Source organism: Paraburkholderia aspalathi (genome assembly GCF_905220735.1).
Taxonomy (GTDB): domain Bacteria; phylum Pseudomonadota; class Gammaproteobacteria; order Burkholderiales; family Burkholderiaceae; genus Paraburkholderia; species Paraburkholderia aspalathi.
In genome coordinates this window covers 17237-42490 of the sequence record NZ_CAJNBA010000001.1, presented here as the reverse complement: position 1 = coordinate 42490, position 25254 = coordinate 17237, and the positions used below count along the sequence as shown (strand labels likewise).

Annotated in this window: 21 protein-coding genes and 1 riboswitch; of the genes, 13 read left to right on the top strand and 8 right to left on the bottom strand. The window is 62.4% G+C overall.

Annotated elements, in window-relative coordinates:
- Positions 1–14 precede the first annotated feature (14 nt).
- The 5 genes from KHO30_RS00155 to KHO30_RS00135 all read right to left on the bottom strand — a co-directional run bounded on the left by KHO30_RS00155 (position 15) and on the right by KHO30_RS00135 (position 6910).
- The gene (locus KHO30_RS00155; RefSeq protein WP_211699699.1) at positions 15–2117 is read right to left on the bottom strand and encodes an FUSC family protein; all 2103 of its coding nucleotides are present in this window, start codon (positions 2115–2117) and stop codon (positions 15–17) included.
- 6 nt (positions 2118–2123) lie between these two features.
- A complete protein-coding gene (locus KHO30_RS00150) occupies positions 2124–2585 on the bottom strand; it encodes a MarR family winged helix-turn-helix transcriptional regulator (protein ID WP_093635108.1) in 462 nt (153 codons plus the stop codon).
- Positions 2586–2699: 114 nt separating this feature from the next.
- Positions 2700–4358: an ATP-binding protein gene (locus KHO30_RS00145; protein ID WP_093635109.1), complete on the bottom strand. Its 1659-nt coding sequence runs from the start codon at positions 4356–4358 to the stop codon at positions 2700–2702.
- A 4-nt stretch (positions 4359–4362) separates the two neighbouring features.
- Positions 4363–5880 (bottom strand): ATPase domain-containing protein, encoded by a 1518-nt coding sequence (locus tag KHO30_RS00140; protein WP_200619492.1) that lies wholly within the window; start codon positions 5878–5880, stop codon positions 4363–4365.
- Positions 5881–6001: 121 nt separating this feature from the next.
- The gene (locus tag KHO30_RS00135; protein WP_093635111.1) at positions 6002–6910 is read right to left on the bottom strand and encodes a LysR family transcriptional regulator; all 909 of its coding nucleotides are present in this window, start codon (positions 6908–6910) and stop codon (positions 6002–6004) included.
- Positions 6911–7120: 210 nt separating this feature from the next.
- Here KHO30_RS00135 and KHO30_RS00130 point away from each other — a divergent pair, with 210 nt between their 5' ends.
- The 5 genes from KHO30_RS00130 (at position 7121) to KHO30_RS00110 (ending at position 12224) form a co-directional block, all read left to right on the top strand.
- Positions 7121–8176, top strand: coding sequence for a porin (locus KHO30_RS00130; protein WP_093635112.1), 1056 nt, complete (start codon positions 7121–7123; stop codon positions 8174–8176).
- Positions 8177–8252: 76 nt separating this feature from the next.
- Positions 8253–9329, top strand: a complete 1077-nt coding sequence (locus tag KHO30_RS00125; protein ID WP_211699698.1) for an alpha/beta hydrolase — start codon at positions 8253–8255, stop codon at positions 9327–9329.
- Positions 9326–10684, top strand: a complete 1359-nt coding sequence (locus KHO30_RS00120) for an MFS transporter (RefSeq protein WP_093635114.1) — start codon at positions 9326–9328, stop codon at positions 10682–10684. The genes KHO30_RS00125 and KHO30_RS00120 overlap by 4 nt, the downstream gene beginning before the upstream one ends.
- Positions 10685–10727: 43 nt before the next feature.
- Complete coding sequence (locus KHO30_RS00115) at positions 10728–11738, top strand: alpha/beta hydrolase (RefSeq protein ID WP_211699697.1); 1011 nt, start codon at positions 10728–10730, stop codon at positions 11736–11738.
- Between the two features lie 45 nt (positions 11739–11783).
- Positions 11784–12224, top strand: a complete 441-nt coding sequence (locus tag KHO30_RS00110) for a hypothetical protein (protein ID WP_093635116.1) — start codon at positions 11784–11786, stop codon at positions 12222–12224.
- Between the two features lie 37 nt (positions 12225–12261).
- Here the strand turns inward: KHO30_RS00110 and KHO30_RS00105 are convergent, their stop codons facing one another.
- Entirely contained in the window at positions 12262–12873 is a 612-nt protein-coding gene (locus tag KHO30_RS00105; RefSeq protein ID WP_211699696.1) for a histidine phosphatase family protein, read from the bottom strand.
- A gap of 95 nt (positions 12874–12968) precedes the next feature.
- Positions 12969–13056, top strand: a riboswitch (adenosylcobalamin (AdoCbl) riboswitch).
- Positions 13057–13109: 53 nt separating this feature from the next.
- Between KHO30_RS00105 and KHO30_RS00100 the strand changes: the two genes are divergently transcribed.
- The 4 genes from KHO30_RS00100 (at position 13110) to KHO30_RS00085 (ending at position 16526) form a co-directional block, all read left to right on the top strand.
- Positions 13110–13331: a CbtB domain-containing protein gene (locus tag KHO30_RS00100; RefSeq protein WP_054040208.1), complete on the top strand. Its 222-nt coding sequence runs from the start codon at positions 13110–13112 to the stop codon at positions 13329–13331.
- A gap of 11 nt (positions 13332–13342) precedes the next feature.
- The gene (locus KHO30_RS00095; protein ID WP_211699695.1) at positions 13343–14089 is read left to right on the top strand and encodes a CbtA family protein; all 747 of its coding nucleotides are present in this window, start codon (positions 13343–13345) and stop codon (positions 14087–14089) included.
- A gap of 379 nt (positions 14090–14468) precedes the next feature.
- Entirely contained in the window at positions 14469–15653 is a 1185-nt protein-coding gene (locus tag KHO30_RS00090; protein ID WP_211699694.1) for an ABC transporter substrate-binding protein, read from the top strand.
- A 57-nt stretch (positions 15654–15710) separates the two neighbouring features.
- On the top strand, positions 15711–16526 hold the full coding sequence (locus KHO30_RS00085; RefSeq protein WP_211699693.1) for a VOC family protein: 816 nt from the start codon (positions 15711–15713) through the stop codon (positions 16524–16526).
- Positions 16527–16694: 168 nt separating this feature from the next.
- Here KHO30_RS00085 and KHO30_RS00080 read toward each other — a convergent pair whose 3' ends face one another.
- Both KHO30_RS00080 and KHO30_RS00075 read right to left on the bottom strand, forming a co-directional pair.
- Positions 16695–18611, bottom strand: a complete 1917-nt coding sequence (locus KHO30_RS00080; protein ID WP_211699692.1) for an FUSC family protein — start codon at positions 18609–18611, stop codon at positions 16695–16697.
- A 282-nt stretch (positions 18612–18893) separates the two neighbouring features.
- Positions 18894–19706 carry a 2OG-Fe(II) oxygenase gene (locus tag KHO30_RS00075; RefSeq protein WP_211699691.1) on the bottom strand — a complete coding sequence of 271 codons (813 nt, stop codon included), beginning with the start codon at positions 19704–19706 and terminating at the stop codon, positions 18894–18896.
- 227 nt (positions 19707–19933) lie between these two features.
- On the opposite strand from KHO30_RS00075, the gene KHO30_RS00070 reads away from it, so the two are divergent.
- The 4 genes from KHO30_RS00070 (at position 19934) to KHO30_RS00055 (ending at position 25208) form a co-directional block, all read left to right on the top strand.
- Positions 19934–20776, top strand: coding sequence for an HTD2 family dehydratase (locus tag KHO30_RS00070; protein ID WP_211699690.1), 843 nt, complete (start codon positions 19934–19936; stop codon positions 20774–20776).
- Between the two features lie 283 nt (positions 20777–21059).
- Positions 21060–22559 (top strand): L-piperidine-6-carboxylate dehydrogenase, encoded by a 1500-nt coding sequence (amaB, locus tag KHO30_RS00065; protein WP_200654023.1) that lies wholly within the window; start codon positions 21060–21062, stop codon positions 22557–22559.
- 156 nt (positions 22560–22715) lie between these two features.
- On the top strand, positions 22716–23888 hold the full coding sequence (locus KHO30_RS00060) for an NAD(P)/FAD-dependent oxidoreductase (protein WP_200619479.1): 1173 nt from the start codon (positions 22716–22718) through the stop codon (positions 23886–23888).
- 123 nt (positions 23889–24011) lie between these two features.
- Complete coding sequence (locus KHO30_RS00055; protein ID WP_211699689.1) at positions 24012–25208, top strand: aminotransferase-like domain-containing protein; 1197 nt, start codon at positions 24012–24014, stop codon at positions 25206–25208.
- Positions 25209–25254 lie beyond the last annotated feature (46 nt).

The window sequence follows — 25254 nt, the reverse complement described above, 5'->3', positions numbered from 1 at the left end:
GCGGGACGGGCGCATCAGGCAGCGGCCTCCGGTTCGGGCGGCGTGGGTGTGATTAGCGTGGCCGGAAACAGCGAAAGACGCAAGCCGACCAGCGCGTGCAGCGCCTCGCGCAATCTGCGCGCCGAGGTTTGCGCGGTCGGGCCCGGCGCGCCGGCATTGGCTAGGCCTTGTGCGGTGACGCGCGCCACGGCTGAATCAATCGACGACATCAGGCTCTCGGGCACCGGTTGGCGCTTGCGCTGGTCGATGCACCATTGGAAGTAGTCGCGCACGTCTTCGAGGACCTGATCGATCGCAGCCGGCGCTTCGCCGCCGAGCTTCCCGGTCAGACGGCGCAGATCGAGCGCGTTGAAAGCAATGCGCAGATCGCGGAAGCTTTCGATCGACGGATGGCGATGGTCGTCCGTGGCGGCAAGGCGCGGGATCAGCTGCATCAGCCGGTCGAGCATGCGCGCGGCGAGATTGCGCGGGTCTTCGATCGTCCGGGCGGACGCAGTCAGCGCCACGTCGGCCCAGCTCGAGCGCAACAGCCGCGAGGCCGCGAGTTCGGCGCCGAACGGCCGCGTCGCGCGGGTCCACAGATACGCATACAGCAAGCCGGCAAGGCCCGCGAGATTGCTGTTCAGGAAGATCAGGAAGTCGGCCGAATAGGCATCCTGAATGCTAATGAAGGTGGCGGTATTGACGGCCACGAGCACCGTCACCATGTTGAACTGCGGACGCGGGATCAACGTGCCGACAAGGATGAACGGCCCGGCGAACAGGATGACCAGCATCGGAAAATCGTGCACGTGAGGCAGCACGGCGAACAGATAGATACCGGCGGCCACCACGGCGATCGCCGTGGCGACGAAGAACTTGAACACCATGGGCGCGGGTTCGTCGAACGCGGCGAAGAAGCAGCAGGCGACTGCTGCCAGCGTCGCCGCATTAGCGCCGTCCGCCCAGCCTGAACTGATCCACAGACTGCACGCGATGACGACCGCGGCGCCCGCTGAAACCGTCGAAAACAGCATGATGCCGCGATCGAAGAACCGCTCGGTGCCACCCAGCCGCCAGTGACGAAAACGTGGCCGCCACGACCCTTCTTCGCGCGTGATGATGATGCGCAGCGAGCGGCAGTCCTGCCAGATATCGATCACCTGTTTCAGGCGCCATAGCGCGTTCGAAAGCAGCGCGTTGTCCCAGGTCGCCAGCGCGGCCGGCGGCGGCTGCATCGCGGCGATGCGTTCGCGCAAAGCGTTGGCTGCCTCGTCGGGATGATAGCCCCCGCTGACTGCGGGAAGCGGCGCATTGAACCATTTGATGACGTCGTTGAGCAAGGCTTCGAGGCCTTCTGGCCATGTCTGGCGGCCGCTGTTGTAGAGCGCGATCAACGGATCGGCCAGCGCCGACATCATCGGCAGCAGCAACTGCATGCGCCCGCGCAACTCGTGAGTGCGTGTCAGGATGTCCGGCCGGGTATGGTCGTAGGCCAACTGGCTCAGTAGCAATTCCAGCCCGTTGATCGTGCTCGCAATGCGCTGGCGAGCCCCCGAGATCGCCGAGCCCGCAATGCGGCCGGACAGCGTTTCGGTCGCATAGAACGCGGCGTCGCGAAACCACGCGTCGGTTCGTTCGATGATGGTGGGGGCGAGCCGGCTGGGAAACAGCGAACTGCCGACAATGCTCGCGCACACGATGCCGAGCAGGATCTCCTCGGTACGGCTGATAGCCAGATCGAACACGCCGCCTGGATTGGTCACCGAAGGCAACGCAATGATCGGCATGGTGTAGGCCGCCAGCATGAAGACGTAGCTGCGCGCAGTGCGATCGGCCACCGCCAGATACAGCAGCGTGCCGGTCCACAACGCGACGATCACGCTGAACAGATACGGCGATTCGACGAAGGGCGGCACCAGCAGTACCGCAGCCGATGCGCCCAGCATGGTGCCGAGCGCACGATAAAGCGCCTTGGAGCGGGTCGCGCCGACAAACGGATTCGACACAATGTAGACGGTGGCCATCGCCCAGTACGGTCGCGGCAATTCGAGCGCGAGGCCGATGTAAAGCGCGATCATCGCCGCGGCAAACGTCTTGACGGAGAAGAGCCAGTCGCGGATGGAGGGATAGACCATAACCCGTTACTCGGCGTCCCGGGGATTGGGGGACGCCGGAGCGTCGGCCGTGAAAGCAGCCAGCACCCGTAAGGTCGCTTCGAGATCGCTACGCGAGATACCTTTCAAAGCTTGCGCCCGCAGCGTATTCAGCTCTTCTTCCATTTTTGCGGTGACGGCGCGGCCCTCATCGGTGAGTGCCACAGTCTTGGCGCGCCGGTCTTCAGGATCTTCGTCGCGGCGCATCAGGCCGGCCGCGCACAGTTGATCGAGCAGCCGCACGAGCGAGGGCCCTTCAATGCCGATGTGATCGGCCAGCGTGACCTGCCGCACCGCTTCACCGAGCCGGCTGGCGGTGAGGAGGGGCGTGGCGCACGCTTCCGAGACGTTAAAGGCCGCGAGCACGTCATGGCTCGTGCGCCGCCATTTTCGGGCAGCGACGACCAGGGTGCTGCTAACGGTGCGGCGCAAGATATCGAGATTCGACATGGCCGCTATTGTATTTCCTAAAAATTCGTTAGCAAACTATTGAATTGGATTTTTGTGGGAATGTACTCCGCGGAAGTCTGAAGTCGTAATGTGGCAAACAATTGCGTCTTCTTCTCAGGCCGCGAGGCCGAGCCGGACGGTACGCGCCAGATCGTCGAGCTGGAATGGTTTGCGCAAGATCGTGCAGCGCTTGACGGCGAGACCCGAAATATCCACGTCCGCGTAACCGGTCGCGAGGATCACCGGCAAGTCCTCGCGCATCTTGCGCGCCGCGGCGATGACGTCGATGCCGTTCATGCCCGGCATCGCGAAGTCGACCACGAGCAAGTCGGGCTTGTCGTCCTGCAAACGGTTCAGCCCGGCCTGGCCGTCCGCGGCTTCGGTCACGGTGTAGCCGAGCATTCTTAAACACTCGACCAGCATCGCCCGCACCTCGCCGTCGTCTTCGACAACCAGTACGCGTTTCACGCCCACTGCGTTCTGTTCGACGTCGGAGACCACCGCGATCTGCGACGCCACGCGCTCGCGCAAGGGCAGCCAGATCTCCACTGTGGTGCCCGCGCCCTCTTCGCTGAAGAGGCGCGCAGTGCCGCCGGCTTGCCGCGCGATGCCGTAGACCTGGCTCAGGCCGAGGCCCGTGCCTTTGCCGATCGGCTTGGTCGTGAAGAATGGATCGAACACGCGCGAGACCACATCGGGTGGGACGCCTGAGCCGGTGTCGACGACTTCGAGCACGACATAGTGACCGTCGCCGAGCGTTTCATCGGGGGCTTCACGCTCTTTCACGTGAATGGCCAACTGACCACCGTTTGGCATTGCGTCGCGCGCATTGATCGCCAGATTGAGGATGGCCAGTTCGAGCTGATTGGCGTCGGCCTGGGTCCACATCTCTTCGCCATCGAATTCGTTGGTGTAGCGGATGCCCGACCCGAGCGACACGGTGATGATGTCGCGCATGCCTTGCAGCAAGGCGACCACGTCCACCGCTTTCAGATCGAGGTTGCTGTTGCGGGAGAAGGTCAGTAGCTGGCCCGTGAGTTTCGCGCCACGCTCGGTTGCGCGTTTGACCGTGGCGGCCATGGCGCGAATGCGATCGTCGCTGCCGATCCGCGCGATCAACTCCGAGTTGACCATGATGACGTTCAGCAGATTGTTGAAGTCGTGCGCGATGCCGCCGGTGAGTTGCCCGAGCGCTTCCATCTTCTGCGATTGCACCAGTACGGCCTGCACTTTGGCGCGCTCGTGAATCTCCATCATCAGCCGGTTGTTGGCGGACGCAAGCTCCTGCGTGCGTCCGGCAATGCGGCTCTCCAGCGAATCGTTGAGGTGCACCAGGGCTTCTTGCGCCTCGATCAGTTCGGCCAGATGGCGGCGCGATTCGTACTGCCGGGAGCGCGCCCTTAGCGATGAACCCACCGCGCGCCGCAGCGTTTCCGAGTTCAGCGGACGCTCGAGCACCACCACGTTGCCGAGCCGCTCGAGCACTTCGAGGCTGCGCGCCGAACGGCGCCCGACGCGATTGGCGGCGAGCAGAATGAAGGGGAAGTCGGACCATGCCGGTTGCTGTTCGAGCCAGCCGAACAGGCGCGATGCGTGGCCGTCCGCGAGGGCTTCTTCGGCGATCAACGCACTGCCCGCGCCGGCATCCAGCGCTTCGGTGAGTGCATCGGCATCGCGGCAAGCAACGGATAGTCGGGCGTCCTTCTGCAGGACTTCGGCAATCACATCGGCGTCGCGGCCGAACGGCGCCAGGATAAGGACGCGTTGCTCCATGGCGTTACCGCCGCGACGTGTCGATGAGCCGATCCTGCTCGCCGAGCAGGGCTGTACCGCCGCGGTAGGAGGGCAGGCCGGAGAGCACACCTTCGAAGTCGCGCAATGCTTCGCCGACCTCCACGCCGTTTCGGCCGAGCCGGAACTGGCGGATCGAGCGCTCGTGCGCGTTGGCGCGGCTCTTCACGGCGGTGACGGCCGTCAGCACTTCGCCATGGTGTTCGAAGTAGCGGAACAGCACCACGACGTCGCTCAAATAGCTGATGTCGAGATCGTTCTGCACCTCGCCGATGATGCCGTGCTGGCCGAGCACCAGCATCGTGATCACGCCTTGCTGGTTCAGATAGCCGAGCAATTCATGCATCTGCAGAAGGAGATAGCGCTCGCCGGGCATGGCCTGGAGGTAGGCATTCAGACTGTCGATGGCGACGTATTTAGCGCCTTTGTTCTCAACCGAGTTGCGCACGTCGCTCGCGAATTCGCCGGGCGAGATTTCTGCCGGATCGATCTGGCGCAAGGTCAGCAAGCCGCTCTCGACGTGCGGCGCCAGGTACATGCCGAGCGTCGCGCAACGGATCATCAACGTGGTGAGGGTTTCGTCGAACACGTAGTAGACGCAGCGCTCGCCACGTTCGAGCGCCGCAATCAGGCACGACACGACGGTCGTGGTTTTGCCGACGCCAGACGGTCCGATCATCAGCGCGTTAGTGCCGGGGATCAGGCCGCCGCCGAGCAGCGCGTCGAGGCCGGACGTGCCGGTGCTGAGCACATTGGTGTCGAACGGCGTGTGATGCTCGGCTGCGACGAGGCGCGGATACACGTGGATGCCGCCGGTGTCGAGCGTGAAGTCGTGATAGCCCTCGCGGAACTTCATGCCGCGCATCTTGGCGATGCGCATGCGCCGCCGGTTGCCGCCGTAGTCGTGCACGAGGTTGTCGAGGCTGATCACGCCGTGCGCGATGCTGTGCAACTGGACGTCGCCGGGGTCCGACGAATTGTCGTCGAGCAACAGCACCGTACATTCGCGGGTGGCGAAATAGCGCTTGAGCGCGAGAATCTGCCGGCGATAGCGCAACGGGTTCTGCGACAGGAGACGCAACTCGGAGAGGCTGTCGAGCACGATGCGCACGGGTTTGAGTTCGTCGACCTGTTCGATGACGTTGCGCACGGTCTCGCCGAGCTCGACTTCGGCCGGGTGCAGCACGGTCTGCTCGTATTGCGGGTCGAGGCCTTCGTCGGACAGCAGTTCGAGAATCGTGAACCGGCTGAGGTTCCAGCCGTGGCTGTCCGCGACCGAGATCAACTCGGCGCGCGTCTCGGACAGTGTGATGTACAGCCCCGCCTGGCCCTGCTCAATGCCCTTGAGTAAGAATTGCAACGCAAGGGTAGTTTTGCCGGTGCCGGGCGCGCCTTCGACAAGGTACATGCGGTGGGGGGTGAGGCCGCCTCCGAGGATGTTGTCGATTCCCTCGATCCCCGAGGAAAGGCGGGCCGTTGAGGCGGCGGCAGGTAGGTTGGGCATAGCGTAGCGATCGCGTCGGTAGTGGCTTTGTTTTTTCAGCCGGTACGGACGGAATGCAATTTGTATGCCTATGGGTGCGTTGCGCCGGCCTTCGCGGTTGTGTCGCAAGCACCCGGAACGCTCAGCCGTGAACGCGCTCCTTGACCAGTTCGATAAAGCGGGTCGCCGCGCTATTGCGCAGTCCCGCAGGGTAAGCAAGATGCAGCGGAGCACTCAACTTCGCGGGATTCGTCAATGTGCAATAGACGGTGCCCACCTGGTCGTACCGTTGCATCGACGCCGGCACCAGCGTCACCCCCAACCCTGCCGCGACCAGATTGATCCCCGACACCATGCGTGGCACCTCGCGCGCAATCCGCGGGACAAACCCGGCTTGCCTGCATGCTGCCAGGATATCCGCATACATGCCCGGCGCCCCCGGCCGGCGGACCAGAATGAAGTCCTCGTGCGCCAATGCCTTTAGCGACACCTGCGGCCGCTTTTTACCCGCCCCTTTCAGCAGCGGATGCCCAACCGGCAATACCACCACCATCGGTTCGTCGAGCAATAACTCGAACGCCACGCCCTCGCGTACATCGACCGGCTTGCGGAGAAACGCGGCCTGAATTTGCCCCGCGGCCAAACGCTCGATAATTTCCGCCGCATTGAGTTCGGCAAGTTCCACGGCAACCTCGGGGCACACCGCGCGAAAGGCCCGGATCGTCTCGGTGGTGAAGGGATGGAACGCCGCCGAACTGGTGAGGCCGATCGAGATCGTGCCGAGCTCGCCGCGCGCAATCCGGTTCGCCCTGTCCACCGACTGTTGCAGCTCCTGCAGCAAGCGTTGCGCGTCTTCCGCAAAGGCTTGCCCCGCAGGCGTCAAAGTTACGCCGCGCGGCATGCGCACAAACAGTTCGAAGCCGATCTCTTCCTCCAGCGTTCGAATCTGCTGCGAGAGCGGCGGCTGTTGCATGGCCAGCCGTTCGGCCGCACGCGTGAATTGGCCTTCCTCAGCAACCGCCAGGAAGTAGCGCAAATGTCGAAGCTCCATCGTGTTCTGTCTCCTGGGTCGTGCTTTGCGTTCGATTCATTGCCATATCGTATAGATATGGATGGTGCACAAAACAGGTATTTTACATTTACCACGCTCAATCCTACGATCTCGTCCATCGCGTCGATCGAGGCCTGCGCTGCGTACGACAAGTACGGCAAGCAGGCTTGAGCGCCCCGCGACATAAAACAAAATCCACAGGAGACGATAGTGAAAAAGCAATGTGCGGTGGCCGCATTGGCCGTGGTGAGTTGCGCGAGTGCGCATGCTCAGGCATCGGTCACGCTGTACGGGGTGATCGATACGAATATCGAATTCCTCAACCATGCAGGGGCCAGTGGTGGCTCGCTGGTCCGCGAGAACTCCGGTGGACTGAGCAACTCGCGCTTCGGTTTTCGTGGGACTGAAGATCTCGGCGGCGGCAATAAAGCGTTTTTCATTCTCGAAGCAGGTTTCAACGGCAACGACGGCACCAATGCAACTGCCGGCGTGCTATTCAACCGGACCGCGGCGGTCGGGGTGTCGAATGAAGCCTTCGGTGCGTTGTCGGCGGGTTTGCAGTACACGGCGATGTACGACACGCTCATCAAGTACGACCCGATGGTGTTCGGCCAGCAATACACGTGGATGCCGACCACCGGCTCCGCGGACGGCTTCTCGTTCAAGGCGCGCGTGAACAACTCGGTCAAGTATGTGGGCCGTTTCGGCGGCTTGACCGCGACGGCGGATTACAGCTTCGGCGGCACGGCGGATTCGTTTCAAAGCAGCGCGGCATACGGCGGCGCGCTTGATTACGACAGCGGCAGCTTTGCCGCAGCGGTGGCTTACGACTACCGCAACGGCGCCATCAATTCGACCGGCATGTGGACCAAGTCGCGCAACTGGAGCGCGTCGGCGCGCGAGCAGATCGGCGACGTAACCGTCATGGGCGGCTACGAGCACTATCTGTTCAACCCGACCAAAGGCAAGACGGTGTCGTCGGCGTTGTGGTTCGGCGGCGTGCGCTATCTGATCGCGCCGACGTTCCGTTTGACGGCCGCCGCGTATTACCAGAGCAACAAGGCGGACAACGTATCGAACTCGTTGATGGGCGTGCTCGGTGCGGACTATATTCTGTCGAAGCGAACCGATGTGTACGCAACCGTTGCCTATGCTGCTTCCACGCGCTATGCCAACGACCAGTACACGCCGGTCGGCTTGACGAGCGACACCGCTTTCGGTCCGAACCAGACGGGTGTGACGCTCGGTATCCGCCACCGGTTCTGAGTTTTTGAGCTTTTCAACGACAGATTTGACGATGCGCCGCGTTCAAGACAGTGCACGGTGATCAGGAGCAAGCTGCATGACATTCAATCTTTCACGACGTCTGGCGATGGGGTGCGCGGCAGTGGGTGCTGCCATGCTGGCATTGCTCGCGCAACCGGCGTTCGCGGTGCATGCCTACGAGTCGCATCTGAAGCCGGTGGCGACGATCTCGGATACGCGGTTTGTGATCGAGACGCCGCAAGGGCAAGCTGAATTTCCGCTGTACCTGTCGAAGGATTGGACCGTCGCGCAGCCGCAGGTGACACGTGCGGTGATTGTGATTCACGGCAAACTGCGCAACGCGGACGTGTATTTTCGCACCGCGCAGAATGCACGCGATGCTGCTCATGCGGATCCCGATAGCACGCTCCTGATCGCGCCACAGTTCCTCGCCACGCTCGACACGCGTGTGCATAACGAACCGGCCAATCTGTTGCGCTGGACCGGCGACGCGTGGATGGGCGGCGAAGCGGCGCGGGCGCCGCAGCCCATCAGTTCGTATGCAGTGCTCGACGCGATCGTCACGCGTCTCGCGGATCGCAAGCTGTTTCCGAATCTGCGGCACGTCGTGTTCGCGGGGCACTCAGGTGGTGGCCAGGTCGTGCAGCGCTACGCGGTGGCGGCGCATAACATCGGCGTGCTGACGGATGAAGGCATCGACGTGCGCTACGTGGTGGCGAGCCCGTCGACGTATGCGTATTTCGATGCACAACGGCCGAATGCGCAAGGTGTAGCGGCGCCGTTCGATGCCGCACAATGCGCCGATTTCAATCAATGGAAATACGGCATGGACAATCGGCCGCCGTACCTGGATGACCGCTCGCCCGCACAACTCGAAGCGACTTATGCGTCGCGCCGCATTGACTACCTGGTCGGCGGCGCGGACGACGATCCGCAGCAAAGCGCGCTCGATAGAAGCTGTGCCGCCGAAGCGCAAGGTCCGCAGCGTGTCGCGCGTGCAGAGGCGTATTACCGCTACATCCAGTCGCGTCATCCGGAAGGGCTGAAGCAGAGTTTTCATATCGTGCCGGGTGTGGGTCACAACGGCGCGCGCATGTTGACGTCGGTCTGCGCGTTGTCGGCGATGTTCGACACCAAAGGATGCGAACAATGAGCGAGGCGAGTTTGAATCGGCGTGACGATGCGGCGTCCGCTTTGGAGGCATCGAACGGACTGAGCCCCTCGATGGTGCGGCGCGCGATCTTTGCCTCAGTGCTCGGCAACGGGCTCGAGTGGTTCGATTTTCTGATCTACGGCTACTTCGCAAAGATCATCGCGCAGGTGTTCTTTCCTGGCGGCAGCGGTTTCGTGTCGATCATGCTGACGCTCGCCACGTTCGCCGTGGGCTTTATCGTGAGGCCGATCGGCGGCATTCTGTTCGGTATCTATGCGGACCGGGCGGGGCGGCGCAAAGCACTTTCGCTGCTGATCATTTCGATGGCGGCGAGCACGCTGTTGATGGGCCTCACGCCGGGCTATGCCAGCATCGGCATCGCGGCGCCGTTGCTCGTGGTGCTCGCGCGGCTGTTGCAAGGGCTCTCGGTGGGCGGGCAGTTCGCGACGGCCTCGGCGATGCTGGTCGAGTACGCGCCGCCGCACAAGAAGATGTTCTACGGCAGCTTCAATATGTCGGCGCAGGCGTTCGCGTTGCTGCTTTCGTCAGGCGTCGGTTATCTGCTGACCACGCAGCTCACGCATGAGCAACTGGTGGCGTGGGGCTGGCGCCTGCCGTTTCTGTTCGGCGCGTTGGCGGGGCCGTTCGGTTTCTACATCCGGCATCGGGTGGCGGAATCGCCGGAGTTCGAGCGCTTGCTCGATCAAAAGGACAAGCCGCTGCGCGTGACGGTGCGCCAGTTCTTCCGCGATAACGGCGACGCGGCGATCTGTGCGATGGGCGTGATCATCATCGGCGCGGCGACCAATTATGTGTGGCACTCGTATCTGTCGGTGTATGTCGAGCGGCAATTGCATCTGCCGCTGTCCACCGCGCTGCTCGGCGCGTTCGTGTCGGGCGTGCTGAATCTGTTCCTGTTTCCGCTGTCCGGCAAGCTTGCCGATCGTTACGGCGCGTACCGGCTGTTCTATCCGATTGTGATCACGTGGATGGTGTGCGTGTATCCGCTGTATCACTTCGTCGTGACGAATCCCACGCCGGGGCATCTGTTCATCGCGCAGATGGTCGCAACGGTGTTCCTTGCCGCCATGTCCGGTTCGCACCCCGGCATGCTCGCGACGCTGTTTCCGGTGCGCAGCCGTTCGGCGGGCGTGGCGCTGTCGTACAACATTGCGGTGACGCTGTTCGGCGGCATGGCGCCGCTCACCATCACCGCCTTGACGCATCTGACCGGCAGCAGTTTGACGCCGGCGTTCTACCTGATTTTTGCCGGTTTCGTGTCGCTTGCGATGGTGTATTTCACGCGCTCGGGACGTGAGCCGGGCGGTGCAACGGCGAAGTTCGTCACGCGTTAGCCGCCACTAGCCAGACTGATTAGATGACTCACGAGCTTATTGCATGACCCAGCCTTTGATTACCGATGACGAACGCGCGCCAAATGAACGTCCGGTTGCCGTCGTCGCGAGCCGGCATCTGAGTGTCGCGACGCTTGCGGGTAGCGGCACCGTGCCGGTGTTCGCGAACGGCGACTGGCTTGCGCCGACGCATGACGTCAAGCGTGCCGTGATTCTGATTCACGGACGCCTGCGAAATGCGGACACGTACTTCAATCTGGCGGAGCGCGCGTGCGCACTGGCTGGTGGCGATGCGGCCGATACGCTGCTGATCGTGCCGCAGTTCCTCGCGAGTGCCGACGTTGGCGCGCATGCGTTACCGCCATCCACGCTGCATTGGGAATGGACTAGCTGGATGGGCGGCGACAACGCCGAAGGTCCGGCGCCGCTCAGTTCGTTCGATGTGCTCGACGCCATTCTGCAGACGCTGGCGTCGCGTGAGCAGTTTGCGTCGCTGACCGAGGTGGTGATCGCCGGGCATTCGGGCGGTGGCCAGGTGGTGCAGCGCTATGCCGTGGTGACGCGCGGTGAGGCGCCGCTCGTCGCGCGCGGAATTGCGCTGCGCTATGTGGTCGCGAATCCTTCGTCGTACGTGTACTTCGATGCGATGCGGCCGACAGCATCAGGTGAATTCGTGGCGTTCGATGCGACGGCATGTCCGTCGTTCAATCGCTGGAAGTATGGGCTCGAAGATTTGCCGGCCTATGCTTCGAGCGACGGTGATTCGAGCTCCGCTGATGCGCTCGAATCACGCTATGCGCGTCGTGACGTCACCGTGCTGCTCGGCGGCGCGGATTGCGATCCGCAGCATCCGGCACTCGACCGTTCATGCGCTGCGCAGACGCAGGGCGAGCATCGGTTGGGGCGCGGATTGGCTTACGCGCGCTATATGGCGTCGCGGCATCCGGAACGGGCGCTGAAGCATCGTACGTTTGTGATCGACGGCGTCGGGCACGACGCGAAGGGGATTTTTGCATCGGCGCAGGGGCTGGCGGCGTTGTTCGGCAAGGCATGAACCGTGCTACTGCGATAAGGCCAGCTTTCAAAGGACTGTGCCGACATGAACAAGACCAGAATTCTCGCGGCCGCGATCGCCGCTGTATCACTTGGCGCCTTGCTGCCGTGCAGCGCGAATGCTGACGATGCGCCTAGCCCGTGTGCATCGCTCAAACGGATCGTCGCGGCGGCGCCGGACGGCCTGGCTTCGCTGACACCGGATGACGGCAAGGGCGTCGCGCAACCCTACGGCGATGACGCCCAGTGTTCGGCGAGCCGCGGGAGTTATCAATGCACGTGGACGCCGCATCACGACGCCGGTTCGAGCGCGGACGCGCTGCAGGGTGTCGCGGCGGACATCGCCTCGTGCCTGCCGGACGCGACGCATGATCAGAATTCACCGGGACGTCAGCATTTTTATCTTGGCACGCGCGCCAAACGGACCGATATCACGTTGACGCGGGCTGATTCGAGCAAGTTGAGGCTGGTTGTATCGGGCAAGTGAGCGGGCACGTGCGTTTCGGACTATCCGAGCGTAGCCGTTATTGTGATGCTGGCCACCATGTCCAGCCGCGTCGCGCGCGGCGCAACTCGACCATCGAGAGCGGCGCGATTTCGATGCGTGGAAACACAGCCGGCGGCGCGCCGAGTGCATGAACGATCGCGGCCCGGATCACAGGCGCGTGCGTGACGGCGACCACGTTGTGCGTGTTGCCCGGTATGACGCCCTCGCTCAACGTATCGCTCAACGCACCGTTTAGCGCATCGAGCCACTGTCCCACCCGCTTCACGAGTTGACTGAACGACTCGCCGCCGTGCGCGGCCGCGTCGGGATCGTGTGTCCATGCGGCGAGGTCGTGTGGTGCTTCGACCGCGAGATCGGCAAGGCGGCGGCCGTGCCACCGGCCGTAGTCCATATCTGCCAGCCGCTCGTCGACCGATGCCGCGGCGCCGAGCCCCAAGGCCGACGCCGTATCGCGCGCACAAACGGCAGGACTGACGAAAACCGCCGCGTCATCCGGAATCGACAGACGCGCTCGTGCGGCGGCGGCTTCGGCGAGGCCGCGTGCGTCGAGCGGGTCGTCGGCAGGGAAGCGGCCCGCGCGCATCGCCGCGGTCGATGCGTGGCTGATCAGTAACAGCCGTATGTCCATTCAATTGATTTCCATAAAGACCGGACTAGAGCGGGACGCCGCGTACATGCTTTGCATTGCCGGGAGGCAAAGTTTAGCGCGTAGAATAGCGTCACTGCGAAGCACGGAAGCCGGTGAGAGCCCGGCGCGGTCGCGCCACTGTAATCGGCATTCATGAGCCGAAAGCCAGACCTGAGCTTCGCACCATCCCTCTTCAATCGACTATCGGGGCGCGTTACCCCCAGGAGATGTCCATTATGTCCAACGCTGTTTTCGATTCCACGACACAGCCCGTCGCCCAACCCACGCCGATTCCGCTGCGTGAACTGCTGCCTTGGGTCGTGTTCGGCGGCTTGCTGTTGTTGCTTGCGCTGTATTTCGTTGGTGCGGAGCAGGGCGCCACGTCGCTGGTGCCTGGCATGTATGTGCACGAATTCGTGCACGACGGCCGCCATCTGCTCGGCTTTCCCTGCCACTAACGGAGTCGAACATGGTCGGTAAATTGTTGGTACGCGGGATGCTTGCAGGCATCGCCGCGGGATTGCTCACGTTCGGCTTCGCGAGACTGGTGGGCGAACCGCAGGTCGATCAGGCGATTTCCTTCGAGGAAAAGGCCGACGCCGCCAAAGGCGAAGCGCCCGAACCCGAACTGGTGAGTCGCGGCACCCAAGCTGGGCTGGGATTGTTGACGGGCGTGGTGACGTACGGTGCCGCGTTCGGCGGCCTGTTCTCACTGGTGTTCGCCTATGCGTACGGTCGCGTCGGCACGCTGAGTGCACGCGCGTTGTCCGCATGGCTCGCGCTTGGCGCGTTTATCACACTGGTGATTGTCCCGAACATCAAGTACCCGGCGAATCCCCCTTCGGTGGGCGACCCCGAGACGATCGGGATGCGGACCGGCTTGTTCTTCCTGATGATTGCGATCTCGCTGGCGGCAATGGTGTTTTCGCTGAAGGTTCGACGCCGCGCGGCACTGAAGCTGGGCGCATGGAATGGTTCGATCGTGGCGGGCGTGGTGTTCGTTGCGATCATTGCGGGCGTGCAACTGTCGATGCCGACGATCAACGAAGTGCCGGCGGCTTTTCCGGCGGTGCTGTTGTGGAAATTCCGCGTCGCGGCCATCGGCATGCAGGTGATCATGTGGACAACCCTTGGGCTGCTGTTCGGCGCGCTCGTTGAGCGAAGCAAATTGCTGGCTCCCGCGAGCCGCAGCGCCGCGAAGTCTGCTTACCTTTGATGTGAACGGCGTGACCGTGCGAGCCGCGGTCACGCCGACGTGCAGCGCGAGAGAAGCCAAATACATCAAGTACTTGGCGCGTTTGCCGGAATGTTATCCACAGGCTTGTGAACGTTTTCTGTGGATAAGCCACCCCTCTGCAATGCGCCGCTCCGCGCCAACCGTGTCGGCGATCATCGCTGCGTCCCCCCGCACCGCAAGCAACAAACCGATCTGCGTCAAGCACTTAGGTACGATGCCCCGTTGTTATCAACAACCCTATGAACATTTTCTGTGGACAAGTGCCATGGCCGCATAACGTTATGCAAATCGCTTGGTTGCCCGAAGCCGGGGCAAATCCGACACTCACTCCAATCTCAAGCAAACCGAGTCTGGAGCCATGTCGAACACATCAAGCCTGCGCCCATCGTGGGCCACTCGCATCACGGCACTTCTGCTGCTGGCCGCATCGGCACTAACGACGACAACGGCCATCGCCGCGCCACCTTCGGGCGATCCGATCCTGATAGGCGTCAGCGGCCCGCTGACCGGCCAGAACGCTCAGTACGGCGCGCAATGGAAAGCTGGTTTCGATCTTGCATTGGATGAGATCAACAGCCACAACGGCATCAACGGCCGTCCGCTGAACTACGTCTTCGAAGACAGCCAGAGCGATCCACGCCAGTCCATCACGATCGCGCAGAAATTCGTCAACGACCCGCGCATCCTTATCGAACTCGGCGACTTCTCGAGTCCCGCTTCGATGGCAGCGTCGCCGATTTATCAGCATGCCGGCCTCGTGCAACTCGGCTTCACCAACTCGCATCCTGACTTCACCAAAGGCGGCGACTACATCTGGAGCCCATCGGTCAGCCAGGCCGACGCGCAGCCGCTGCTTGCCGACCTCGCCGTGAAAACGCTCGGCCTCAAGCGCATTGCCGTGCTCTATCTGAACACCGACTGGGGACGCACCAGCAAGGACGTCTTTGTCAAAGCCGCCAATGAACGCGGCGCGCAAGTCGTTGCGGCCGAAGGCTATCAGTCGGCCGAGAAAGATTTCCGCGCGACGCTGGTCCGCGTGAGCGCCGCGAATCCGGATGGCATCGTGCTGATCTCGTACTACTCCGACGGCGCGCAGATCGCCCGCCAGGCGAGAACTAGCGGCATCAACCTGCCGATTGCTGCGGCCAGTTCCGTGTATTCGCCGAAATTCCTCGAACTCGGCGGTGAGGCCGTCAATGGCGTGGCGACGAACACCAGCTTCTTCCCCGGTGAATCCGGGCCTGAAGTGCAAAGCTTCGTTAAACGCTTCGAGGCGAAATACCACCGCGAGCCGGACGCGTTCAACGCGTATGCGTATGACGCCGTCATCATCTCCGCCTATGCGCTGCGCGCCGGCGGTCCTGACCGCAAGGCCGTGCGCGATGCGCTGCCGAAGCTGCACGACATTCCGAGCGTCGTGTTCGGCAAGGCCAATTTTGATCCGGCGACGCGTCGTGTGATCGGCGTAAAAAACATCAACGTGGTGGTGAAGAACGATAAGTGGACGTTGCTTGAGAGTAAGGCGACGGTTGCGCAGAAGTAGGCGTTCCGCTAGCGGTCTTGCTCTCCGAACATTCACAACATTCACGACTTTTGCGCCATGAGCCTTTTACTCGACCACATTGTGATTCGCGTCCACGATCTGACGCAGACCATTGAAAACTTCACTGCGCTCGGTTTCACCGTGCAGCAAGGCGGCACCCATGCCGATGGCGTGACGCATAACGCACTGATCGGTTTCGCGGACGGCAGTTACATCGAGCTGATCGCCTTTTTGCAGGCGGCGCCGCAACGTCGCTGGTGGGACGTGGGGCAGCGTCACGGCGATGGATTTGTTGATTACGCGTTGCTGCCGTCGAGCGTGGGCGCAGTAATCGATGCCGCTCATGGACGAGGTCTGCTATACGACGGTCCGCAGGCAGGTGGGCGTGTGCGTCCGGATGGCGCGCGGCTCGAGTGGCAGACCGGCCGGCCGCAAACCAGCGACTTGCCGTTCCTGTGCGGGGATATCACGCCGCGTCATCTGCGTGTCGCTGAGGGCGCGGTGCGTGAACATAAGAACGGCGTGCGAGGGGTGGCGAGTTTGACGGTCGCTGTGAATGATCTGACGGCGAGTTTGCAGCGGTATCGGGCGTTGCTCGGTATCGGTGAAGGGGAGACGCGGACGGTGGCTTTGCCGGGGCTGGGGGCGGTGTCGGCGACGGTGTCGATTGGTGATACGTCCGTTGTGTTGCTGAGCCCCGTGCACGTCGATGCCGCGAGCGTTACCGCCGAGGGCGCGGCGTTGCGCCGGCAATTGGCCACGCGTGGGGAAGGGGTGTTTGGTGTTGCTTTGCGCGCTGATGGTAAAGCACAGCCGGAGGTGCTCGACCGTGATCGCACGCATGGCGCGTGGTTCGAGATCACTGCGGGGTGAGGGGAATCGCTTTTCGGCGCGCAGCGCTTGGTAAGTTAAGTGGATCAAGCAGTTGGCGCTGTTGTGGGGTTGTTATCCACAGGCTTGCGAACATTTTCTGTGGACAAGTTCACAACAGCTGCTGGCCCTGAATACCGTGGGCAAACAAAATCCGAATTCCATCGCCGCTTAGGCGCTCCTATTCCTAAGCGCCCAATTGAACACGCTCCGCGTTCTGGTGGCCGGCTGCGTCAACCGATCAAACAACTGGGCGACGGCGCCATCGAGTTGAGCGAGCGCTGGTGCCTTTGCCGGATCGACATCAACGGCAGCAGTCATCGGCACGGGCCCTTCCAACTCGTCACGTGTAGTCACTGCTACGCCACCGTTGTACCTGGCGATCAACGAGTCCAGCCGCGCAACGATCGATTCCACATGCGCAGCGCTAACATTCGCCGCATTGAGCGACACATCTTCCGACGACGTGACTCGCCGCGAAGGATCACTCAGCACTCGAGCCCAATGCAAGCAGCACAGCAGCGACCCGGTGGCAAGTTCAACGCCGGGATTCCACACCACCACCCGCTGTGTCTGCAGTGGTTTCAACGCGATCCGTAGATCATGCCAGGCTCGATCGAGCTTGCGCATGACCGACGCCGTCTCGGGCGCTTGAGCAGTCGAGCCAGCAAGCCGCACCACTTCGCGCAGTGCGCCAAGCACAGCCCCAAGCCTCGCCTCTACGTGCCGGGTCGCCGCAAGCGGCATCATCAGAATCGCGACCGCAAACGACACGAGGCAACCGACCAGTACTTCTTCGATCCGCAACTCGACCAGCGGTCCCATTGCGAAGCCCAACTCGCCGTAAACGAGCCCGACGAGCACGGTAATGAAAAACACCCCCGGCGCATACGCACTCAGGATGTAGTAAGCCCATCCGAATACGCACAGGATCATCGTGGCCACGAGCAACACGGACGAGTCGTGCAGCGGCGCGACGAGCAACACGCTGACTAACGCGCCCGCCAGCGTTCCGGCGAGGCGCTGTGCGCCGCGATAGACCGTGTCCGCGCGTGACCGCGTGCCGAGAAACACCACGAAGGTCGTGATGACCGCCCAGAACCAGCGCTCGGGCGACAACGAGTGGCCGATCAGCATCGCGAGAAAGGCAGCGGTCGTGGCGCGCGTGGCGTGCAGCCAGCAGAGTTTGGCGCGCAAATCGGCAAGCCATGACGCCGCGGACTGAGCACTCGTAGCGCCAACCGGTGAAGGCGAAGTGCCGCGTACATGGCCTTGATGCGCAATTTCTTTGAGCCGCACAATCGCGTGACGCAGCATGTCGGCGCGTGCATGAGCGCCGCCGTGCGCCGGCGCTGAAGCAAACGCATGCTGTCCCGCCGCCACTTCCACTTCGACGATTCGCTCGCGAATCGTCTCGGCGTCGGGCGGATTCAGCAACGTCAGTTGTTCTTCAAGCGAGAGCGCGGCTTCGTTCAGTGCTGACAGATGCACCGCGCTCGGTGCCGCGAGTACACGCGAGGCGCGCAACGTCACCGTATGAATGGCAAGCCGGAAGCTGGCAGCCGCACGCATCGGCACGATCACGCGGCCGACGAGCGTGACCATCAGCGGACCGAACGCGGACAGCAAGAGCGACTGCACAAGATGCAGGGCAGAAGGATGCAGATACAGCCCAAGATAGAAGCACACCACGCCCAGCATCGCGCAACCCAGCGCACGCGGACCGCAGGCCTGGACCAGCATGCCAACGAACATCACGACCAGGAAGCCCGCATCCCCAGCGAGCGGATAACGGCTCAGCACGCTCGCTGCGGCAAAGCACACGCAGGCGCAGAGATAAAGACAGAGAAGCGTGCCGAACCACGCAGGCCGCCGCGCATCGCGCACGAACAGCGGCGCCACCATCGCAAAGAGGATGCCGGGCGCGGCGAGGGTAATCGGCTGGTGATGAAAGACGGTCCACGCGATGCTGGCAATGCCGGTGAGCAGGCAGGCAAGCGCAACGCGCAGCGCGGTATGGAGACGCACGAGTCCCGGGTCCGCAACCAGCAGGCGGTCGGCGACGCGTGAAAACGCGGCAGCAATCATGATCGATGATATCCAGGCTAAATGGCCGCACCGGCTTTTGGCCGATTGCGACAGGGCGTGCGTGCGAGCCCGCCACCTTCGTAGCGTCGAATGGGGCGGCCCTGCCGGGATCACCGGCTGGACACCCCGTCCGACGACGGGCGATAACACTCGAACAGGCATGCCGGACGCGCTGCAAAAGGTGGCGCAGCGCATCCGGCGGGTTCGGGTTTTCCCGGATGATACCGGTTCAAAAATGCGGTTGTCGAATTTTTGCGGCGGCGCAGCAGTGTTGGAACGCAATCAGGTCGCGTCGTGGAAAATCACCCCGAGCGTGTGCCGGTGGCCCGAGCGCAGGCGGCTCACGCCGTGCCGCAGATTCACCCGATACACGCCGCGTGTGCCCTGCACCGGCCGGTGATGGACCGCAAACACCACCGCATCGCCCTTGCCGAGCGGCACGACTTCCGTACGTGTCTGCATCCGCGGACGCTGCTCCGTCATGACGAACTCACCGCCCGTGAAATCCTGGCCGGGCTCCGAGAGCAGTATCGCGACCTGAAGCGGGAACACGTGCTCGCCGTATAGATCCTGATGCAGGCAGTTGAAGTCGTCCTTGGCATATTGAAGAATCAGGGGCGTTGGACGCAGCTGGCCGGCGGCGTGACAGCGCTCGATAAATTCGCCGTGGGCGGCCGGATAGCGGACATCGATATTCATCGCCTCGTTCCAGCGATTCGCGACCGGCGCGAGGCGCGGATAGAGCCCGGCGCGCAACTCGGCGACCAACGGCGGCAGCGGATACGCAAAGTACTTGTACTCACCACGACCGAAACCATGCCGCGCCATCACGACGCGGCTTCGGTACAGATCGTCGCGCGGATAGTTTGCGCTCAGCGCGTCGCATTCCTGCGCACTGAGCAGATTGCGCAGCATCGCGCAGCCATATCCGTTCAGTTCTTCTTCGATATCGAACCAGTCGATCGCGTCGACGCGTTGCGTGAGCGGGCTGGTGACGGTGCCTGGCGTCAGTGCTGCCGTGTGATTCTGTTTGGGCTCGAACCCCAGCTCCAGTTCCAACTCCGGCGAGTGCAGAGCCTTCGCGACCATATTCATGAGCATTCTCCGTAAGGCGATTCATCAAACGATGACCGAGTGTAAGCACACGCTCACGGCCACGCACTCCGACTCTTGCTCTCCAATTCCCGTATCGTTATGGCGGCGCTCGAACCCTGCCCCGCAGGTTCGGAGGTATCGAAAACGCAATCCTCGCGAAACCTGACGCGAAGTTCGTAGTAAAACCTTATCTGGCCCACCAAACAGCGTATTCGGAGACTTTGCCCATGTCCGCCGCCCCAGAGAACCTCGATAGCTGGCTCGACAAAGAGGTCGTGATTGAGGACGACATCACCGCCTTTCCGCTGACGGCAATGGCCGCCACCCTGGACCGGGAAGAAAGCGGCGATACGGTGCCACCACTCTGGCACTGGCTGTACTTCCTGCCGGTCGCGCCGCTGTCGGATGCCGGTCCGGATGGTCATCCGAAGCGCGGTGACTTTCTGCCGCCGGTGCCGTTGCCGCGCCGCATGTGGGCCGGTGGCCGGCTGACGTTCCATGCGCCGCTCAAAATCGGCGAGCATGCGAGACGCACGTCGACCATCGCCAATATCGAAGACAAGACCGGCCGCTCGGGCCGTCTCGTGTTCGTGACGGTGCAGCACACGATTGAAGTTGGCGGTGAACTGAAGCTCGAAGAAGAGCACGACATTGTCTATCGCGATGCGCCGCAAGAGGGCGCCCGACCACCGCAAGCGGCACTCGCCCCCGAGGGCGAAACGTGGAGCCGTGCGATCGATGCGGACGCCGTGATGCTGTTTCGCTACTCGGCACTGACCTTCAATAGTCATCGCATTCACTACGACTACCCGTATGTGACCGAAGTGGAAGGCTATCCCGGGCTGATCGTGCATGGTCCGCTGATCGCGACGCTGCTGGTCGATCTGGTACGCCGTGAACAACCGGACGCGGTGGTGCAAAGCTTCGCGTACAAGGCGCTGCGGCCCACCTTCTCTGGTCAGGCTTTCACGGTATGCGGCAAACTTTCTGCCGACGGTAGGACCGTCGATCTGTGGGCCAAAGACCATGAAGGTTATCTGACGATGCGCGGTACGACCGCGCTTGAGTAGGCAACCGGGATCAAAGCCAAAGCGAACGGGGATTGCTGGGGCGCGACAAGAATATTTCCAATAAGAAACGAGCCGCATCTGCCGAAGCGCCGCTAATTTGCCGCTAACCACGCGGGAATCAGTCCGCACAGGCTTGCCCCGTGTACCCTCGAATCAACCCCAGCAAGCCAACTCGCATGTCCAGGCACCCCGCCCCTGGGCAAATACCCTTGCCGCCACAAAATCCCGCGTGTATAGTTTCCGAACTTACTCTTGTTTCGCATCGGAAATTAAAGGGATTCTCATGGACGCTTCCACCATCCTCGCCGACCTCGGCATCGCCCACGCGGCGCAAGCCGGCGACATCGCGGTTCATTCGCCGATCACCGGCGAACTCATTGGCCGTGTGGCCAGCAACACGGTGGCGGAAGTCGACGCGGCCCTCGCCAATGCGAAAGAGGCGTACACCGCCTGGCGCAACGTCCCGGCGCCGCGCCGCGGCGAACTGGTGCGCCTGCTCGGCAATCGCCTGCGTGAAAAAAAGCACGCACTTGGCAGCATCATCACGCTCGAAACCGGCAAGATCCTGCAGGAAGGCTTGGGCGAAGTGCAGGAAATGATCGACATCTGCGACTTCGCGGTCGGTCTGTCGCGCCAGTTGTACGGTCTGACGATCGCCTCGGAACGCCCGGGCCATCGTATGGCTGAAACCTGGCATCCCATGGGTACGTGCGTCGTGATCTCGGCGTTCAACTTCCCGGCCGCAGTGTGGTCGTGGAATGCGGCGCTGGCGCTGGTGTGCGGCAATGCGGTGATCTGGAAGCCGTCGGAAAAGACGCCGTTGACCGCGCTTGCCGTCAACCAGATCCTCAGCGAAGCATTGAAGGAATTCGGCGACGCGCCGGCCGGCCTGACCGCGCTGATCAACGGTGGCCGCGATGTCGGCGCGAAACTGGTGGCCGATCCGCGTGCATCGATCGTCAGCGCGACGGGCAGCACGGAAATGGGCCGCACGGTCGGCGTTGAAGTGGCGAAGCGCTTCGGTCGCTCGCTGCTCGAACTCGGCGGCAACAACGCGGGCATCGTCGCGCAAACGGCAGATCACGAACTCGCAATGCGCGGCATCCTGTTCTCGGCCGTGGGTACGGCGGGGCAGCGTTGCACGTCGCTGCGGCGCCTGTTCGTGCACGAGAGCGTGTACGACAAGACCATCGAACGTCTGAAGCAGTTGTACAGCAAGGTGCCGATCGGCAACCCGCTCGAAAAGGGCACGTTGATGGGGCCGCTGATCGACAAGCAATCGTACGCACGCATGCAGGAAGCGCTGCAGCAGGCTACGGCCGAAGGCGGCAAGGTGTTCGGCGGAGAGCGCGTCGAGGTGAAGGGCCATGAAGGCGGGTACTACGTGCGTCCGGCGATCGTCGAAATGCCGTCGCAAACGGCGGTGGTGCTGAAAGAAACCTTCGCTCCGATTCTCTACGTGCTGCGCTATTCGGATTTCGCGGATGCGGTCGATGCAAACAATGCAGCGGTGCACGGTTTGTCGTCGTGCGTGTTCACGACCGATCTGCGCGAAGCTGAACGTTTCCTGTCCGACTCGGGCAGCGACTGCGGCATCGCTAATGTGAACATCGGACCGAGCGGCGCGGAAATCGGCGGCGCGTTCGGTGGCGAGAAGGAAACCGGCGGCGGTCGTGAGTCGGGTTCGGATGCGTGGAAGGCCTACATGCGCCGCGCGACCAACACGGTCAACTACTCGTCGGCGTTGCCGCTCGCGCAGGGCATCGACTTCAATATCGACTGATCCCGCCAGTAGCACTACAGCGATAAAGCAATCGACCAGTAGAGCATTCAGCAGGAAGCAGCGGCGCATTCAGGCGCCGTTGTTCACAACTTCTTTCAGCAATTCGTTTGCGCCGCCCGCCGTTTCAGAGCGGCCACGCTACTCGTGGAGTAAGACGTGAGTTCCAAAGTCGTGATCGTCGGCGGTGGGGTGCTCGGCAGCTCGGTTGCGTATTTTCTGCAGCTTAATGATCCGTCGGTCAGCGTGACGGTGATCGAACGTGATCCGACGTATGCGCGTTCGTCGTCGGCATTATCGGCTGCATCCATTCGCCAGCAATTTTCTACACCGCTTTCCATTCAGATGTCGCTATTCGGCATCGAATTTCTGCGCTCGATCGGCGAGCGGCTCGAAATCGACGGCACGAAGCCCTCGATCGATCTGCACGAAGGCGGCTATCTGTTTCTCGCTACGCCCGCCGGTGAGGCGACTCTGCGTGAGAATCACGCGCTGCAAAAGCGGCTTGGCGCCGATATCAGTTTGCTCGACAAAGACGCATTGCAAGCGCGCTTTCCCTGGCTCAATACCGAAGACCTCGTTGCCGGCGCCTACGGCGAAAGCGGTGAAGGCTGGTTCGACGGTTACGGCCTCGTGCAGGCACTGCGCAAGAAAGCGCAGGCGCTCGGCGCGCGCTACATTGCCGCCGACGTCACCGCGCTGCATCGCGACGGCAAACACGTGACGCAAGTGCAAACCGCGGATGGCGAGGTCTACGCCTGCGATTTCGTAGTGAATGCAGCGGGCGCCTGGTCGCGCAAGGTTGCACAGATGGCCGGCATCGATCTTCCGGTGTTCGCACGGCGCCGCAGTATTTTCAATGTCACGTCGCCTGCGCGACTCGAACGGTGCCCATTGCTGATCGATCCGAGCGGCGTGTATTTCCGGCCTGAGGGCAACTCGTTCATCTGCGGTACGTCGCCGTCAGCGGATAACGATCCCGACGATTTGCCGCTCGACGAAGTCGATCACGCACTATTCGACGACGTGATCTGGCCGACGCTCGCGCATCGCGTACCGCAATTCGAGGCGCTGCGCGTGCAGAACTGCTGGTCCGGCTACTACGAATACAACGTGCTCGATCAGAACGCAATCATCGGCTACCACCCGGACGTCGATAACTGCATTTTTGCCAATGGCTTTAGCGGGCATGGTTTGCAACAAGGCCCGGCAACCGGCCGCGGCATCAGCGAATTGATTCTGCATGGCCGCTATACGACGCTCGATCTCGGTTCGCTGAGTTTCACGCGTGTGCTCGAAAACCGGCCGATCGTCGAGAAGAACGTGGTTTAGCCCGCGCGTTCGAGGTGATGCGGAAAACGCAATACGTAGTGCGTAGATATCGTTTGCCGCCCACCCGGACGATGGCCACAATCGACGCGGATCTTCCATCGATAAGATAAACGGCCCGTCACCATGTTCACGTTCAATCCTGCATTCGAAGCGCCGACCGGTTCGCCGATCCGCGAGCTGTTCAAGTATCTGGCGCAACCCGGCATGATTTCGTTTGCCGGCGGCTACCCGGCGAGCGATCTGTTCGATCGCGAGGGTCTGGATGCGGCCGCCGCGCGTGCGTCGCAGCAGCCCACGCTCTGCCTGCAATATGGGCCGACTGATGGCCTCGCCGTCCTCAAGGACCAACTCGCGCTTTTGATGACGCGGCGCGGTACGCCTTGCACGCCGCAGGAATTGCTCGTCACGACGGGTTCGCAGCAAGGCTTTGATCTGCTGCTGCGCGTGATGGTTGCGCCGGGTGACGTGGTGCTGGTCGAACAGCCCGCCTATCCGGCGACCTTGCAGGCATTGAAGCTGCAAGAGGCGGACGTGGTGACGGTGCCGGTCGATCACGATGGACTCGATGTCGCCGCACTGGCCGCGTTGCTCGAAGCGGGAACATTAGCTCGGCCACCGAAGCTGCTCTACACCGTGCCGACTTTTGCCAATCCAACCGGCGCGACCTTGTCGCTCGAACGCCGCATGGCGTTGTTGAAGCTGGCGGCGCGTCACCATTTTCTGATCGTCGAAGACGATCCCTATGGCGACCTGCGTTTCAGCGGCGCGGCGTTGCCGTCGCTGCTCGCGTTAAGCGATCAGGTGCCCGGTTCACGCGACTGGGTCGTGCATTTTTCGAGTCTGTCGAAGATCGTCGCGCCGGGTTTGCGGGTCGGCTGGATGATCGCGCACGCGGAAATTTTGCGCCGCTGCGTGGTTGCCAAACAGACCGTCGACCTGTGCAGCTCGCCGTGGACCCAGGCGATCGCCGCCGAATATCTCGCGAGTGGAGCGCTGGAGCGTCATTTGCCGAAGATCATCGACGCCTATGCCGTGAAGTGCCGCGCGCTGTGCGACGCGTTGGATGAGCATCTGGGTGACGCCATCGCGTTTCATCGTCCTGCCGGCGGCATGTTCGTATGGGCGCGATTGAAGGGTGGGCAGAATGCGTCCGGCACGCTGCGTGCCTGTATCGAGCGCAATGTCATGTTCGTGCCGGGCGTCGCGTTTTATAAAGACAATATCGATCTGACGGCACTGCGTCTGTCATTTGCAGCGCCCGGCGTCGCCGAAATCGAAACCGGCGTGCAGAGAATGAAGCAGGCGCTCGCACTGGTTTGACGACGGCTAACGCGGCTAACATAGTATTGGCGGTAAAGCAGTAAGG